A 14,503-nucleotide genomic window follows, 5' to 3' on the forward strand; every position below is an offset into this window, starting at 1 on the left:
AAGCGCGTTGGGGTCGTTCCGATTGGCGGCGCCGTGGCCGCCGTTGAGGATCAGCCTTATCGCGGTGGTGGGCTCGCGCGCCTGGTCAGGAAATGAGCGTCAACCCCGCCAGGATGAGAAGCCATGTCGCCACGGCGATGGCGACGAGATGCACCAGCGCTTCCGCGCGCACGATGTGCATGAACGCGACGGCGATCACGGCGGCCTTGGCCATGCCGACCGCCATGTTGACGGAGGCGTTCAGCCCGCCAAGCGGAATGAAGGACGAGCCCACGGTCAGGGCAAGCAAGACAAGCAACCCGACATAGGCCAGGGCAAGTTTGCGAAACTCGCTCATGCTCCCACCGTCCTGTCGATGAGATAGAGGGCGGGGAACAGGAACACCCACACGATATCGACGAAGTGCCAATAGAGCCCGAGCGCCTGCACGCGCCGTATCCTGCTGGCGGGCGATGTATGACGCCAAAGCGCCAGCAGCGCGGCGACGGCGACGGTGCCGCAGATCAGGTGCAGGGCGTGGAGCCCCGTCATGGCAAAATAGAGTCCGAAGAAGAACTGCGCATGGGTTGGATCCGGACCGGCATAGGTGAACGGGGCGCCAAGCACCGGTGCGATGCCTTCGGCAAATTCCTTGGCGTATTCGATACCCTTGATGATCAGGAAGACCACGCCGAGCAATCCTGTCGCGGCCAGCGACCATGCCGCGGCGCGCCATCGCCCGGCGGCGGAGCAGAAATGCGCCAGCGCCATGGCGAAGCTCGACGTCAGGAGCACGGCGGTGTTCAGCGTGCCGAGCGGCAGCGACAGGTGCTTGGAGGCTGCGGCAAACGCCTCGCCGTGATCCAGACGGGCCATGAAGAAGACGAGCAGTACCGCGCCGAACAGCATCGCTTCGGAGCCGATGAAAATCCACATGCCGAAGGTGTCGGCCCGCTCTTCCCGTTCGGGCGTGTCGAAGGCGACGCTTTCGGTGGCCGTGCTCATGAGGCGCCGTCCCTGTGCGGACTGTAGCGCTCATGCAGCAGGCCCTTCATCGGATAGTCGTAGGCGGGCCGGCTGACCACCGGCATGCGCTCGAAATTATGCGGCGGCGGCGGTGAACGCGTCTGCCATTCGAGACCGGTCGCGTTCCACGGATTGTCTGGGGCCGGCTCTCCCCGGAACAGCGAGCGCCCGAGATAAAGGAGCGGCAGCAGGTAACCCACGGCAAGCACCACCGCGCCGGCCGACGACAGCACGTTCCAGAACTGGAATTCCGGCGGATAGGTGTGATAGCGGCGCGGCATGCCGTCGAAACCCAGCACATATTGCGGGAAGAAGGTCAGGTTGAAGCCGACGAACATGGTGGTCGCCGCCACGCGCCCCCAGTTTTCCGAATACATGCGGCCGGTGATCTTGGGCCACCAGAAATGCAGGCCCGCCATGTAGGCCGTCACCATGCCTCCCACCATGATGTAGTGGAAATGCGCGATGACGAAATAGGTGTCGTGGACATGGACGTCCACGGCCAGCGCTGCAAGGAACAGGCCGGCCAGCCCGCCGAAGGTGAACAGCGCGAGGAAGAACAGCGCATAGAGCATGGGCGTCTCGAAGCTGATCTCGCCCTTGCGCAGCGTGAGGCTCCAGTTGAACACTTTTATCGCCGAGGGAATGGCGACGCAGAACGATAGGAACGAGAACACCAGGCCCGCATAGGTGGATTGGCCCGAGACGAACATGTGATGGCCCCAGACCAGGAAGCCGAAGACGGCGATCGCCATCGAGGACAGGGCCACGGCCGTGTAGCCGAACAGGGGACGGCGGCTGAAGCAGGGCAGCACTTCCGACACCACGCCCATGCCGGGCAGGATCATGATGTAGACGGCCGGGTGCGAATAGAACCAGAACAGGTGCTGGAACAACAGCGGATCGCCGCCGAGATCGGGATTGAAGATGCCGATGCCGAACACCCTCTCCAGCACGATCAGGATCAGCGAGGCGGCCAGCACCGGCGTGGCCAGCACCATGACGAGGCTGGTGGCGTAGAGCGTCCAAACGAAGATCGGCAGGCGAAACCAGGTCAGGCCGGGCGCGCGCAGCTTGTGCACGGTGACGATGAAGTTGATGCCGGTCATGATGGTGGAGAAGCCGACGACAAAGACGCCGAACGCCGCTGTCGAGACGTAACCGTTGGCATAAAGCGTGGAGAGCGGCGTGTAGAAGGTCCAGCCCGTATCGACGCCGCCGCCCACCACCGCCACCAGCGCGAACAGGCTGCCGAAGATGAACACGTACCAGCTCGCCAGATTGAGGCGCGGGAAGGCGAGGTCGCGCGCGCCGATCATCAGCGGCAACAGGAAGTTGCCAAGCGTAGCCGGGATCGACGGCACCAGGAAGAACCACACCATGATGATGCCGTGCAGCGTGAACAGGCGATTGTAGACGTCGTCGGAGACGAGGTCGCCCGCCGGCGTGGCAAGTTCGATGCGCATCATCACCGCGAATGCGCCGCCGACAAAGAAGAAGGTGGTAAGGGAGATGAAATAGAGCCAGGCGATGCGCTTGTGGTCGGTGGTCAGTAACCACGCGCGCGGGCCGGCGCCTTCCTGAAGATAAGTGGTCGCACTTATGGCCTCGCTGCTCATCTCGTCGTCTCCGGTTGTGCCGCCCCGGTCTGGTCCGCGCCTGCCGGCGAGAGCGATTTCAGATAGGCCAGCAGCATCTGCAGTTCGCCTTCGTCGATCAGGCCTTCGAAGCTCGGCATGATCGGCGCGTAGCCGCCGACGACCTCCTTGTCAGGCTGGAGGATGGAGTCGCGCAAGTAGCGCTCGTCGGCCATCACGGTGCGCTTGTCGGTCAGTGCCACCGGACGGCCGTAGACGCCCTCCAGGCTGGGGGCTCGAGCGGTGCTGGAATTGCCGTGGCAGCCGGAGCAGCCGAGCGCGCGGAACAGCTTCTCGCCCTCGGCCGCGAGCGTTTCGCCTGCGCCCTGTCGGCCGAGCCACACGGCATAGTCCTGCGGCTCCATCACCGTCACCCAGCCGCCCATTTCGGAATGCTGGGTGCCGCAATATTGCGCGCAAAACAGATGGTAGCGGCCGGGTTTCGTGGCCGTGAACCAGACATGGGTGGTGCGGCCGGGCACCGCGTCCTGCTTCAGGCGGAAGGCCGGCACGAAGAAGGAATGGATGACGTCCTGCGAAGCCAGCGACACTAGAACCGGCTTGCCGACAGGCACATGCAGTTCGTTGATCTCGCGTTGTCCTCCCGGATGGCGGAAAGACCACATCCATTGCTTGCCGAGACCGGCGATCTCCAGCGCGCCGACCGGCGGGCGGTCGCGGTTCACGAAAAGCGTCGCGCCCCAGCCGAAAAAGGCAAAGGCGACGAGTAGGCTTGCCGTGGTCCATCCGATTTCCAACGGCGGGCTGCGGCTGCGCTTGCCGGTGCGGTCGGCCGGCGAGCCGGCGCGGTATCTCACGGCGTAGAACACGACAAGGCAGGTGAGGAACAGCCCAAGTGCGCCGGCGAAGGCAAGCAGGGCGTAGAACAGCGTATCGACCTTGCCCGAAAGCGTCGAGGCTTCCGGTGGGGCAAAGGGGACGCCGAAGCTCATGCCCCCCTCCCGCGCCGCAGCGCCAACAACAGCGCGCCCAGCGCCAGCGTCGTCATGACGGCGCCGATCTTCACCGCCGCCCAGATCGCCGGCGTGTATTGACCTTTGGTCGCATCGAAGCCGGCGCATAACAGGAAAACGTGGTCGGCGATGGAGCCGAGCCGGCCGGCCGAAGCCTCGACCAAAGCGAGCCTCAGGTCGCGAGGCTCGAAGCTCAGCGCCGGCAGCACCTGCGCGATGCGCCCGTCCGGCGTCAGCGCCAGCACGGCGATCGGATGGACGTACTGGTCGATGCGAGGACGGCGGTCGAAGCCGATGCCGGCCTGCGCGGCAAGCGCGCCGGCGTTGCCGTCGGCGCTGGTAAGAAAGCGCCAGGCGGACAGGCCCGCCGCATCGGTGACGCTGGCGACCTGTGCGCGGGCGCCTGCCGCGTCGTTCGCCGTCTCGGTAGCGTCGATGGAAATGAACAGGGCCCTGTAAGTGGAAGGATCGAGGCCGGTCTTTCTCAGATCCGCCGCGACCGCCTGCTGGGTGACGCCGCATAGGTTCGGGCACTTGTCGTAGCCGAACACGACCAATGCGGGCCGGCCTGCGAGAATGCCCGACAAGGTGGATTGCGCGCCGGATTCGTCGCGGAAGGTCCGGCCAAGATCGAGCCGCGCACCGATTTGCGGATCGAAGGCGGGTCGCTCGACGGCTCCTGCATCGGCCGCGAAGACAAGCGCCAGCAACAGGAGGTAAACCCGCGTCATGGCCGCGGTTCCTTGCCGGGCGGGTTTGCCGAAAGACATTTTTGCGATTGCGGCGCGCGTGGCGAAGCTTGCGCGGCTGGGCCGCAATCGCTGGCCTGCTGTGCGGTCACGGCCCAGTTGGGCAGGCCGTGTTCGGCGATCATTCGCATCGCATCCTCAATCGGTATGCGCGCGATGCCCCTGCTTCGATCCACCCAGCCGAGCGTCGCAAGTTCGCTGGTCTCCTTCTTGCGGAAGGCGGCGAGGTCGGCCTCGGGAAAGCGCTGCAGGGCCGGGCTCGCGGCGTTGCCGGTGTCGGCCGCGCCGGGCAATTCGGGATATGGCGCACTGCCGAAGATCAGTTTCAGCACGACGAGAGCTAGTCCGATGAAGACCAGCAGCCCGCCCGCAAACAGCAGCAGCGCACGCGGCCAGACGTCGCGTGTTTCGGGGGTGCGTGTCGTCTCAACCATCGGCTGCCCTCCGTCGGAACAGAAGCAAGCTCTGCGGGTGGGCACGGGCGAACAGGAAACCGGCCAGCCACAGTCCTCCCACGGCTGCCAAGGTTGCGAGGTCGGGCCACGCCGCCGCGTCGGCGGCAAGCGGCGGCCGGATGCGCCACAGGACATCCGCAAAATGACCGGCAAAAGTCACCGCGGACAGCCAGAGCAAGCCACGATGGCTGCGCTTCACGCTGCGGTTGATGGAACCGGCAAAAGGGATCACGAACTGAAGCAGGATCAAAAGCAGCAGGGCGTATTGCCAGCCTTTCTCGCTGCGCAGGATGTACCAGCCTATGTCGTCCGGCAGGTCGCCGGCCCATACGATCACCCATTGCATGAAGGCGAGATAGGCCCAGACCAGCATGAAGCCGAACAGCATGTTGGCTACGTCCTCGCCGAGCGCTGTCCGCTCGTCGCCGCCAGGCATCGTTTCGATCGAGCGCGTGGCTGCCAGCACAAGCAGGGTGAGCGCGGAGGCGCCGACGATCTCAGCGGCGGCTTCCTGAAGCGCGTATATGGTCGAGGTGAATTGCGGCTCCAGCGACAGCATCCAGTCGGTGGAGAAGACGGCAATAGCGAATCCATGGACGACCAGTCCGAGCGCCGACATGCGGCCGTCGAGCCTGGTTGTTTCTTCCGTCCCTTTCAGGATGAACCGGGCAAGGACAAGCCAGATGGCCGCATAGATCGCGAACCGGACTACGAAGAAGGGTATGTTGAGATAAGCAAGTTTCAGCCGCACCGTCTCCGGCAGGCCGGCGGTATCCGGAACGGCCCATGGGAAGATGAAATCCGGCCGCGCCAGCAATGGCAGCAGGAGGATAAGCGCCAGCGGCAGGGTAGTAATCATGGCGCGCAGGGGAGGGCGCATCGCCTCGCCCCAGCGCCCGCCGGTCAGGCCGTGGATCATCAGGATGGACATGGCGCCGAGCGGCAGGCCGAGGGTGAACAGCGCTGCCGTCAGCCAGCCGGCGAACACGGCGCGCGCGTCGAGAAAAAGCGCGGCCACGCAAAGCAGCAAGCCTGCCGCCGCAACACTAAGCGGCGCCAGCAGAGGACGATCCGTGGCGAGGCGCATCATCGCATCGCCTCCAGCTTCGTACGTTGCGGCTGGGGCAGGTCCGCTTCCGGCGCATGCCGTGAATATTGCAGCGCGCGGATGTAGGCGACGATGGCCCAGCGGTCGGCAGGCGGCACCCGCGCGCCGTAGGAGTACATGGCGCCGTAGCCGTTGGTGATGACATCGTAGAAATGCCGGTCAGGCGCCCTACGCAAAGCGTCCTGGTGGTAGCTTGGCGGGGCAGGAAAGCCGCGCTGCACGATCATGCCGTTGCCGTCGCCGGCGCGCCCGTGGCATGGGGAACAGAAGATGTCGAAGCGTTGTTGCCCACGTTGCAGCAATTTCATCGTGACGGGATAGGGAAACACCTGTGGTGCCGGCGACAGGTCGGCGTCGCGCGCCACTGCGCCCTCCACCGGCGCACGGGCCGACTTGCCGTCCGCGAATTGCCGGGACGGCTCGAGAGGATCGTAGCGCGGCTGGTCGGCCATATCCTGCTCGCAGCCCGCAAGGGCGAAGAGCGCGAACAGAACCAAAGCGCAAGCTCGCGTCATTCTTCCACCTCCTCGACCGTTTCGGCGCCGAGGCGGGTCAGTTGACCCTTGGTTACGGCCTTGCGGAATTTCGGGTCGGTGGCTTCGACGAGCAGGTAGAATTTGCCGCCCTGCGCATAGGTGAAGCTCTTCGCGTTGAAGACGGGGTGGTAGTAGCGGGGCAGGCCGTTGGCGATCAGCATGCCGAAGAAGCCGGCGAGGGCTGCCCCCAATATGGCCGCCTCGAAAGCGATGACGACGAAAGCCGGCCAGGAATGCAACGGCCGGCCGCCGACATTGACCGGATAGTCCAGCTCGACCGAGTAGAGGATCAGCCCATAGGCAAAAACGGCGCCCGCGACCGCGCCGCCCAGCACCACCCAGGGCAGCCGCGATTTCCTGGCGCCGAGCAATTCTGCAAGGCCCTGCACCTGGAACGGCGAGAAGCCGTCCATGCGGCTATAACCTTGTGCGCGCATGGTGCGGGTGGCCGCCGTCAGGGTTTCGGGATCGGCGAACGAAGCGATGACGCCGTAGAGGCTCATGCCGCGCCGCCTTTCTCCTCGGCCAGTTCCTCCACCTCGAAGATGGTTATGGCCGGCAGGATGCGCACGAACAGGAAGACGAGAGCGAAGAAGGTACCGAGCGAGCCGAACAATATGCCGTAGTCCAGCCACTTCAGCGATTGTTCGCCCCAGGAGGACGGCAGGAAGTCGCGGCTCGGGCCGGTCACGACGATGACATAGCGCTCGATCCACATGCCGATGTTGATGATGAGCGCGATCGCGAAGAGCAGCTTCATGTTCAGCCGCACGCGGCGGAACCACAGGAGCTGCAGCACGCCGACATTGCAGGCGAGCATCGCCCAGAACAGCGTCGCATAGGGGCCGATGGCGCGCTCGACCATCATGGTGCGGTCGTAGGCCTGGCCGGAATACCAGGCGAAGAAGGCTTCCGAGACATAGCCGTAGGTCACGACCATGCCGGCCGCGATCATCAGCTTGCCGGCATTGTCCATGTGGCGCAGCGTGATGAGATCTTCGACCGAAAACGCCCAGCGCAGCGGGATCGCGATGGTCAGCACCATGGCGAAGCCGGACAACAATGCGCCGGCGACGAAATAGGGCGGGAAGATCGTCGAATGGTAACCGGGTATGATGGCGAAGGTGAAATCCAGCGCCACGATGGAATGCACCGAAACCACCAGCGGCGTGGCGAGCGCGGCGAGCAGATAGTAGCTGGTGTCGTAGCGCGCCCAGTGGAAGGCCGAGCCGCGCCAGCCGAGCGCAAGGATGCCGTAGAAGATCTGGCCCGCCCGCGACCTGGCGCGGTCGCGCAGCACGGCGAGATCGGGCAGCAGGCCCATATACCAGAACAGCAGCGAGACGGTGGCGTAGGTGGCGATCGCCGCGAAATCCCAGACCAGAGGACTGCGCCATTGCGGCCAGTGCATGTGGGTGTTGGGCAACGGCAGCAGCCAGTAGAAGAACCACGGTCGGCCGAGATGCAGGATCGGATACATGCCGGCCATGGCCACGGCGAACAGCGTCATCGCTTCGGCGAAGCGATTGATGGAGGCGCGCCATGGCTGGCGCAGCAGGAGCAGAACGGCGGAAATCAGCGTGCCGGCATGGCCGATGCCGATCCACCACACGAAGGAGGAGATCATCGTGCCCCAGGCGACCGGGATGTCGACCCCGATCGTGCCGATGCCGACCGAGATGAGGTAGGTGATGGAGTAGAGGAACAGCAGCGCCAGCAGGAAGCACAGGAAGAAGGCCGTCCAGAAGAAGCGCGGCAGCCGCCCCTGAAGCACGATCGACGCGATGCGGCCGCTGATCTCCGGAAAATCATGGCGGCCGCTGATGACCGGGGGCTGCGGCGCTGCTCTTGCCTGGACCGTTTCAGCCATCGCCGGTCTCTTCCGCCTTGTGCAGGGCCAGGGCATCGTCGGTATTGCTGATCTTGCCGAGATAGGTGGTGCGCGGACGCGTGTTCAGTTCTTCGAGAAGCGCGTAGCTGTGCGGCGCGGCCTTTTCCTGCGCCACCTTCGACCCCTTCCTGTTGATGTCGCCGAAGGTGATCGCGTGGGTGGGACAGACCTGCTGGCAGGCGGTCAACACCTCGCCGTCGGCGATATCGCGGTTCTCGACCTGTGCCCTGATGCGCTTTTCGCTGATGCGCTGGACGCAATAGGTGCATTTTTCCATGACCCCGCGCGAGCGCACCGAAACGTCGGGGTTGCGTGCCGCCTGCTCCGGCCCGGCTTCTTCCTTGTCGAAGGAACGGTATTGCAGGAAATTGAACCGCCGCACCTTGTAGGGGCAGTTCTGCGAGCAATAGCGCGTGCCGATGCAGCGGTTGTAGACCTGCGCGTTCAGCCCGTCATGGGTATGCACGGTGGCGTTGACCGGGCAGACGATCTCGCAGGGCGCTTTCTCGCAATGCATGCAGGGTACCGGCTGGAAAAAGGTTTCCGGGTCTTCGGCGGGACCTTCGGAGTAGCGGTCGACGCGCAGCCAGTGCATTTCGTGGCCGAGTTCGCACTGTTCCGGCCCCACCGTGGCGATATTGTTTTCCGCCTGGCACGCGGCCACGCAGGCCATGCAGCCGATGCAGGCGGAAAGGTCGATCGACATGCCCCAGGCTTCTTGAGGATAGGTCCAGCCCGGATAAAGCGAGTCCGTCGGGGCGGGAGGCAGGCCGGAACGGACGAAATGCGGATCGTTTCGGAATCCGTCCAGCGAAGTGCGACGCACGACATGGCGACCTTCCATCCCATGGTGGTGCTGCGTGGTGATCGGCGGATCGGTTCGGTCGCGTGCGGCAAGAACCGCATCGGCCGCGAACCACGGCGTCTCGGCAGTGCGCAGCCGGAAGGCGTCGTAGCCTTTCGACATCCGGGCGACGGAACCGGACTTCCCGCCGAACCCTAAGGAAAGCGTCACGGTTCCGTCCGGATGGCCGGGCAGGGTCCAGACCGGTGCATCGACGTCGAAACCGTTGCGCGCGATGTTGACGACATGCCCGTTGCCCAACGCTCTGCGCGCTGCCTCGGCGGGCGACATCAGCGCCGCGTTTCCCCAAACGATCTTGGTCAGGGGGCGCGGCAACTCCTGCAGCCAGGACGAGTTCGCATGACGGCCGTCGCGCAGGAAAGGATCGGCGACGAACCGGATTTCCAGCCCCTTGCCGGCAGGTTTCGGCTTCAGTCCGCCGAAGCCGGGAACAAGGTTGCCGACCGCGACTGGCGCTGGCGTGCTCGCACCGATGACACCGTCCCGCAGCACTTTTTTCCAGGCCGGCTCGTCAAGCTTGTCTGCCCATGCGCCACGCAGCAGCGCCAGCGCATTCTGGTCGAAGACGCCGCTGATCGCGGCGAGAAGCTCGTGGATGGTGCGGCCGCCGAACAAGGGCGATATCAGCGGCTGCACGATGGAAACCGTGCCGTTGAATGCGCTCAGATCGCTCCAGCTTTCGAGATCGTGCGCGGCCGGAATGTGCCAGTGGGCAAGCGTCGCGGTCTCGTCCTGGTAAAGACCCCAATGCACGAGGAATTTCAGCCGGGTAAAGGCGGCATGGACGTCCAGACCGGCTGGTGCGGTGCGTAGCGGATTGGCCGCGAGCACGATCACCCTGTCCGTTTCGCCTGAAACGATTGCCTGGCAGAGCATGGGCAGATCGCCATCGACGGGCAGGTCATGCGGAGGTTCGATCAGGTGGAGCGTGTTGCCGAGCGCGCCAAGCCGGATGTTGGCCGCAAATGCCGCAGCATGGACGAAGGGGCTCTGCTGCGAACCAGGCACGACGAGCGCGTTGCGGCCGCCCGCCTTCAGGTCGCGAACGGCGGCATTCAGCCATGAGGGATCGAGGGGCGAGGACGGCGGGCTTGTCCCGCCGAAGGTTGCGTCCAGTGCGGCGGCCACCCCGTCCAACTCGCTCGGCCGGACCGCCTTGTGATGGTCGGCCGCAGCGCCGGTGAGCGTCGGCGTCGATTCCACGGCGTAGAGCCGGCTCATGCCGTCGCCGATATTGCGCACCCGTCGCCGAGCGGCAAAGTCGCGGGCGTAGGCCAGCCGGCCCGGTCCCTCGCCGAGGAAATCGGCGTCGAGCGAAAGGATCGTATCGGCGCGGTCGAAGTGATAGACGGGCATCAGCGCCTTGCCGAACAGGGCATGCGTCGCGTCCTCGCCGGAAGTCGTGGCAAGCGGATCATGCCGGTAGATGCGCAGCGCCGGAAACCGTGTCCGCAGCGCTTGGAGCTGCGCCTTCACGGTCGGCGAGGTCGTCGCTTCGATCAGAAGTGCCGCGCCTTTGCCTTGGGTGGCGGCGAGCGTAGCGGCAAGACCGGCCATGTCCTTGAGGAAATCGCCATAGCCTGCCGGTTCGCCGTTCTTCAGCGGCGTGCGCGAGCGCTCGGGATCGAACAGCGAGTGGGCGGCAGCCTGCATGATCGCGTCGGTTGCGCCGCGCGATGCCGGATGATCCGGATTGCCCTCGATCTTGGTCGGGCGTCCCTCATGGCTTTCGACGATTGCGCCGATGCCGTAGCCGTCGTCCGAGAGGGTGGTGGCATAAAAGAGAGGCCGGCCGGGAATGACGTTTTCGGGCTGGCTGACATAGGGCACGATCTCCTGCGCCTTCGTGCAGGCGGCGAGGCCGCCCAGCGCAAGCGAGGCGCCCATCAGCTTCAGCAGCGTGCGCCGGTCCGGCGCGGAAGGCGCACGGTCATCGATGGCAGACATAGCAATCCGTCATGGTTTCAGGATGGATGTCGAGCACGCTGATGAGCCGCCTGCGGATCTCGGCGATGTCGGATGGCGGCTTCCAGTGCAGCAGGAAGACATCCTGCGGTGGGCGCAGGTTCGGCGTCGGGTTGCGATGGCAGCCGAGGCACCATTCCATCGACAGCGGTTCGCTGCGCGCCGTCAGGGGCATGTCGTCGACATTGCCATGGCAGGTCTCGCAGGCCACGCCCTTCGCAATGTGGATCGAGTGATTGAAGTAGACGAAATCCGGCACGGAATTGACGCGCTGCCAGTGCAGCGGCTTCCCGCTTGCGAGGCTGGCGCGCACGGGTGCCAGCATTTCCGCGTTCGTATAGAGCTGGGAATGGCAGGTCATGCAGACTTCCGTGGCCGGCAGGCCCGCCGACGAGGACGTCTCCACCCCATCATGGCAATAGCGGCAATCCAGCCCGAGCTGGCCGACATGGTGCTTGTGGCTGAACGGGACCGGTTGCGCGATCGCCTGTCCCACGCCTGTCAGGAAACCGGAACGGAGAACGGCGGTGCCCAGCACGACGGCCGATATGAAGGCCCCCAGCACGGCCCAGAGCACGAAGCGGGCAATGCCATCGGCGCTCCTTGGAAAGACTTGCGGCATGGCTCGCCGGATCAGTCGTTATGTCGGTTATTTAAGACGGATCGAAAGTTGGTTTCCTAACGCGGGTTTTTCGTGAAGGTTCCATGCCGCTCCTCCCTGGCTCGTCCTGGAAGCCAACGGTTTCGTGGCGGATCGCAGGCCGATGGAGCTCGGCCTGCGACATGGAAACGGCGCCGGGGCGAGGTTACTCGGCGGCGCGGAGATTGATTTTCGATTCCGCCATTTCGGTGAGCTTGCGGTCGGTCTCGACCTCTTCCTTCAGGTTCTCGGCAAGCACCCTTGCGCAATCGTCGCGTCCCAGCTGCTTTGCCCATGCGATGAGGGTGCCGTAGCGTGTCATCTCATAGTGCTCCACCGCCTGCGCGGACGCGATCAGAGCCGCATCGAGGACCTGCTTGTCGTCGACGTCGCCGCTCACGTCGTCGGCCTCCTCGAGGATGCCGTCGATGGCGGGGCAGTCCACCTCCTCGGCCTCCGCACCATGCATTTCGAATACCTGCTCGACCCGCCTTATGTGACCCCTGGTCTGCTCCAGATGCTTCTCGAAACCTGCCTTCAGCTCCGGAGCGGTGGCCTTGTCGATCATCTGTGGCAGCGCTTTCTCGATCTGCTGCTCGGCATAGTAAATGTCCCGCAGCGTGTGGACGAACAGGTCGTTCAGCGTTTCAATGTCCTTCGAGAAAAAGCCCATGGCTTTGCCTTTCTTGTTCTTCTGGTGGTTGGATGGCGGCGCCGTGCTGGCCGGCACCGGGCCGGCAGCTACCGGCGTGGGCACCGAACTGCATGAGGTGGCTCAGGTTCCCCGGTGGGGGAAGATGTGATGAAGTTCGCCGATCGCGCTTGAGGGCCGGTTCAGCGCATGGCGAAACGGATCAGCACCGCAAGCAGGACAACTCCCACCAGACCGGCGATAAAGATGATGCGGCGCGCGCGGGTGCGCAGGATGATCTCACCTTGCCGTGCGTCCTCGCCGGAAAGCGTCACGCGTTCCCTTTTCCGTTCCTTCCGGTCGGGCTCGTGGTCGCTCATATCTGCTTTCCTCGCGAGTTAGCCGGACCGGGCCGATGGAGCGCTGCCGTGTTCAAGCCTTTGTCCCTGAAGCATGATCTTGCCCAGAAAGTTCGCGACTTTCGGGGTCATGCTCAAGCCACCACCGCGATCGGATCTTATCCGGCGGGGGCGTTGTCGTGCGGATCGGGCCGCGAGAACTCGAAGGTGCAGGCCACCCCTCGCGGCCGGAACTCCAGCGCGACGGCATCGAACTCAGCCGCCAGCCCGCGTTCGATGAGGCGCGACCCGAAGCCCTTGTGCTTCGGTTCGCCGACGGCCGGGCCGCCACGCTCCAGCCAGCGAAACCGTATCGAGCGAGCCTTGGCGTCCAGCGCCTTCCATTCGATCTTGACCGTTCCCGCCGTCCCTGAAAGCGCGCCGTATTTGGCGGCGTTGGTGGCAAGCTCATGCAAGGCCAGCGCGATGGCGACGGCCTTGCCGGCGTCGACGGTGACGTCGGGGCCGGAAATATGGATCCTTCCCTGCCCGGTGCGATGCGGGGCCATGGTCTTGGTCACCACCTCGGTCAGGCAAGCGCCTTCCCAATCCTGTTTCGACAGGGAGTCATGCGCGTTCCCGAGCGCCTGCAGACGCTGGATGAAGGTCTCACGCTCCCCATCGGTGGCGGAGCCGAATGTCTGGTTGCTGATCGAGGCCGCGAGCGCAAGCGTGTTCTTGATGCGGTGCTTCATCTCCCGGAACAGAAGGTCCCGATATTTATCCGCCGCTTTTCGCCCCGAAATGTCGCGCGCGATCTTGGAGGCGCCGATGATCCTGCCGTTCTGGCCAGTAATCGGGGAAATGCAGAGCGAAACGTCGACGAAGCTGCCGTCCTTGCGCCGCCGGACGGTTTCGTAGTGGTCGATCCGTTCGCCGCGTCTCAGGCGCGCGAGGATCCGCGGCTCCTCATCCTGACGGTCCGCCGGGATCAGCATGGTGACGGATTTGCCGACGACCTCTTCCTCGCGATAGCCGAACAGGTTCTGGGCACCTCTGTTCCAGCTCATGATGGTACCGTTCAGGTCCTTGGACAGGATGGCGTCGTCGGAGGATTCCACGATAGCGGCCAGCCGTTGCATCGCCAGTTCGGCCACCTTGCGCTCGGCGATGTCCACCAGCATGTTGACCGCGCCGATGACCTCGCCTGACGGGCCGAAGAACGGCGTCGGAAAGGCCAGGAACGGAACGCGCGTCCCGTCCGGGCGCTCGGCCGCCGCCTCCACGCCATGAATGGCGCGCCCTTCCTTCAGCGCCATCGCCATCGGGCATTCGTCATGCGGCAATGCGGTTCCGTCGGGCCAGCACAGCTTCCACGAACCGCACCACTCGTCGGTGCCCAAGACGGGCCGGTGCCCCCAAAGGGCCGCCGCCGCGTCGTTGTAGAAGGTGATCCGCCCCTTTGCATCCGTGGTGTAGATTGCTGCCGGAAGGGCCTGGAGCAGGAGGTGGTATGAAGCCATCTGATCGAGATTGATCGGGCTCGATTGCTCCGGCAGGGAAAACGCAGGCGTGGTCTGTTCGCCGAACAGGTCCTGGAAGTTGCGAACCGCTTCTATCTGCGAAATGGCTTCACAAGCCTCGTTGGCATGAGCATTGCGGCCTTCCGACATGACGGTCGATCCTCGAGATTATTCATGCTGCAGCTA

General features: G+C 64.6%; 16 protein-coding genes. 1 reads left to right on the top strand and 15 read right to left on the bottom strand.

Translation table 11 applies throughout. The features are described from left to right. Positions 1–85: 85 nt before the first annotated feature. The 13 genes from QU595_RS24815 to QU595_RS24875 form a co-directional block, all read right to left on the bottom strand. Positions 86–337: a hypothetical protein gene (locus QU595_RS24815; protein WP_315926974.1), complete on the bottom strand. Its 252-nt coding sequence runs from the start codon at positions 335–337 to the stop codon at positions 86–88. Next, entirely contained in the window at positions 334–984 is a 651-nt protein-coding gene (locus QU595_RS24820; RefSeq protein ID WP_315926976.1) for a cytochrome c oxidase subunit 3, read from the bottom strand. The genes QU595_RS24815 and QU595_RS24820 overlap by 4 nt, the downstream gene beginning before the upstream one ends. Then, on the bottom strand, positions 981–2,624 hold the full coding sequence (ctaD, locus tag QU595_RS24825) for a cytochrome c oxidase subunit I (RefSeq protein WP_315926978.1): 1,644 nt from the start codon (positions 2,622–2,624) through the stop codon (positions 981–983). Before ctaD ends, QU595_RS24820 begins: the two co-directional genes overlap by 4 nt. Then, positions 2,621–3,595, bottom strand: a complete 975-nt coding sequence (gene coxB / locus QU595_RS24830) for a cytochrome c oxidase subunit II (RefSeq protein WP_315926980.1) — start codon at positions 3,593–3,595, stop codon at positions 2,621–2,623. The genes ctaD and coxB overlap by 4 nt, the downstream gene beginning before the upstream one ends. Then, a complete protein-coding gene (locus tag QU595_RS24835; RefSeq protein WP_315926982.1) occupies positions 3,592–4,347 on the bottom strand; it encodes an SCO family protein in 756 nt (251 codons plus the stop codon). The genes coxB and QU595_RS24835 overlap by 4 nt, the downstream gene beginning before the upstream one ends. Next, positions 4,344–4,799, bottom strand: coding sequence for a hypothetical protein (locus QU595_RS24840; RefSeq protein WP_315926984.1), 456 nt, complete (start codon positions 4,797–4,799; stop codon positions 4,344–4,346). The genes QU595_RS24835 and QU595_RS24840 overlap by 4 nt, the downstream gene beginning before the upstream one ends. Then, complete coding sequence (locus QU595_RS24845) at positions 4,792–5,910, bottom strand: hypothetical protein (RefSeq protein WP_315926986.1); 1,119 nt, start codon at positions 5,908–5,910, stop codon at positions 4,792–4,794. Before QU595_RS24845 ends, QU595_RS24840 begins: the two co-directional genes overlap by 8 nt. Next, positions 5,907–6,443, bottom strand: a complete 537-nt coding sequence (locus QU595_RS24850; RefSeq protein WP_315926988.1) for a cytochrome c — start codon at positions 6,441–6,443, stop codon at positions 5,907–5,909. Before QU595_RS24850 ends, QU595_RS24845 begins: the two co-directional genes overlap by 4 nt. After that, complete coding sequence (locus QU595_RS24855; protein ID WP_315926990.1) at positions 6,440–6,967, bottom strand: DUF3341 domain-containing protein; 528 nt, start codon at positions 6,965–6,967, stop codon at positions 6,440–6,442. Before QU595_RS24855 ends, QU595_RS24850 begins: the two co-directional genes overlap by 4 nt. Beyond that, positions 6,964–8,334 carry an NrfD/PsrC family molybdoenzyme membrane anchor subunit gene (gene nrfD / locus QU595_RS24860; RefSeq protein WP_315926992.1) on the bottom strand — a complete coding sequence of 457 codons (1,371 nt, stop codon included), beginning with the start codon at positions 8,332–8,334 and terminating at the stop codon, positions 6,964–6,966. Before nrfD ends, QU595_RS24855 begins: the two co-directional genes overlap by 4 nt. Beyond that, positions 8,327–11,167 carry a 4Fe-4S dicluster domain-containing protein gene (locus tag QU595_RS24865; protein WP_315926994.1) on the bottom strand — a complete coding sequence of 947 codons (2,841 nt, stop codon included), beginning with the start codon at positions 11,165–11,167 and terminating at the stop codon, positions 8,327–8,329. The genes nrfD and QU595_RS24865 overlap by 8 nt, the downstream gene beginning before the upstream one ends. After that, complete coding sequence (locus QU595_RS24870) at positions 11,151–11,807, bottom strand: cytochrome c3 family protein (protein WP_315926996.1); 657 nt, start codon at positions 11,805–11,807, stop codon at positions 11,151–11,153. Before QU595_RS24870 ends, QU595_RS24865 begins: the two co-directional genes overlap by 17 nt. A 184-nt stretch (positions 11,808–11,991) precedes the next feature. After that, positions 11,992–12,498, bottom strand: a complete 507-nt coding sequence (locus tag QU595_RS24875) for a ferritin-like domain-containing protein (RefSeq protein WP_315926998.1) — start codon at positions 12,496–12,498, stop codon at positions 11,992–11,994. Between QU595_RS24875 and QU595_RS24880 the strand changes: the two genes are divergently transcribed. Then, positions 12,497–12,628 (top strand): hypothetical protein, encoded by a 132-nt coding sequence (locus tag QU595_RS24880; protein ID WP_315927000.1) that lies wholly within the window; start codon positions 12,497–12,499, stop codon positions 12,626–12,628. The genes QU595_RS24875 and QU595_RS24880 overlap by 2 nt on opposite strands. Before the next feature lie 31 nt (positions 12,629–12,659). Here the strand turns inward: QU595_RS24880 and QU595_RS24885 are convergent, their stop codons facing one another. Further along, on the bottom strand, positions 12,660–12,836 hold the full coding sequence (locus tag QU595_RS24885; protein ID WP_315927002.1) for a peptide ABC transporter permease: 177 nt from the start codon (positions 12,834–12,836) through the stop codon (positions 12,660–12,662). 137 nt (positions 12,837–12,973) lie between these two features. Beyond that, positions 12,974–14,467 carry a PAS domain S-box protein gene (locus QU595_RS24890; protein WP_315927004.1) on the bottom strand — a complete coding sequence of 498 codons (1,494 nt, stop codon included), beginning with the start codon at positions 14,465–14,467 and terminating at the stop codon, positions 12,974–12,976. Positions 14,468–14,503 lie beyond the last annotated feature (36 nt).

The sequence above is a fragment of the Mesorhizobium sp. SP-1A genome (assembly GCF_032460275.1).
Taxonomy (GTDB): Bacteria; Pseudomonadota; Alphaproteobacteria; order Rhizobiales; family Rhizobiaceae; genus Mesorhizobium.

Bases quoted from the DNA above. Each gene is read 5' to 3' on its own strand.
- QU595_RS24855 (WP_315926990.1), bottom strand. From the start codon at position 6,967: ATGAGCCTCTACGGCGTCATCGCTTCGTTCGCCGATCCCGAAACCCTG.
- QU595_RS24880 (WP_315927000.1), top strand. From the start codon at position 12,497: ATGGCTTTGCCTTTCTTGTTCTTCTGGTGGTTGGATGGCGGCGCCGTG.
- QU595_RS24815 (WP_315926974.1), bottom strand. From the start codon at position 337: ATGAGCGAGTTTCGCAAACTTGCCCTGGCCTATGTCGGGTTGCTTGTC.
- QU595_RS24865 (WP_315926994.1), bottom strand. From the start codon at position 11,167: ATGTCTGCCATCGATGACCGTGCGCCTTCCGCGCCGGACCGGCGCACG.
- QU595_RS24885 (WP_315927002.1), bottom strand. From the start codon at position 12,836: ATGAGCGACCACGAGCCCGACCGGAAGGAACGGAAAAGGGAACGCGTG.
- QU595_RS24875 (WP_315926998.1), bottom strand. From the start codon at position 12,498: ATGGGCTTTTTCTCGAAGGACATTGAAACGCTGAACGACCTGTTCGTC.
- coxB (WP_315926980.1), bottom strand. From the start codon at position 3,595: ATGAGCTTCGGCGTCCCCTTTGCCCCACCGGAAGCCTCGACGCTTTCG.
- QU595_RS24835 (WP_315926982.1), bottom strand. From the start codon at position 4,347: ATGACGCGGGTTTACCTCCTGTTGCTGGCGCTTGTCTTCGCGGCCGAT.
- ctaD (WP_315926978.1), bottom strand. From the start codon at position 2,624: ATGAGCAGCGAGGCCATAAGTGCGACCACTTATCTTCAGGAAGGCGCC.
- QU595_RS24845 (WP_315926986.1), bottom strand. From the start codon at position 5,910: ATGATGCGCCTCGCCACGGATCGTCCTCTGCTGGCGCCGCTTAGTGTT.
- QU595_RS24850 (WP_315926988.1), bottom strand. From the start codon at position 6,443: ATGACGCGAGCTTGCGCTTTGGTTCTGTTCGCGCTCTTCGCCCTTGCG.
- QU595_RS24840 (WP_315926984.1), bottom strand. From the start codon at position 4,799: ATGGTTGAGACGACACGCACCCCCGAAACACGCGACGTCTGGCCGCGT.
- nrfD (WP_315926992.1), bottom strand. From the start codon at position 8,334: ATGGCTGAAACGGTCCAGGCAAGAGCAGCGCCGCAGCCCCCGGTCATC.
- QU595_RS24820 (WP_315926976.1), bottom strand. From the start codon at position 984: ATGAGCACGGCCACCGAAAGCGTCGCCTTCGACACGCCCGAACGGGAA.
- QU595_RS24870 (WP_315926996.1), bottom strand. From the start codon at position 11,807: ATGCCGCAAGTCTTTCCAAGGAGCGCCGATGGCATTGCCCGCTTCGTG.
- QU595_RS24890 (WP_315927004.1), bottom strand. From the start codon at position 14,467: ATGTCGGAAGGCCGCAATGCTCATGCCAACGAGGCTTGTGAAGCCATT.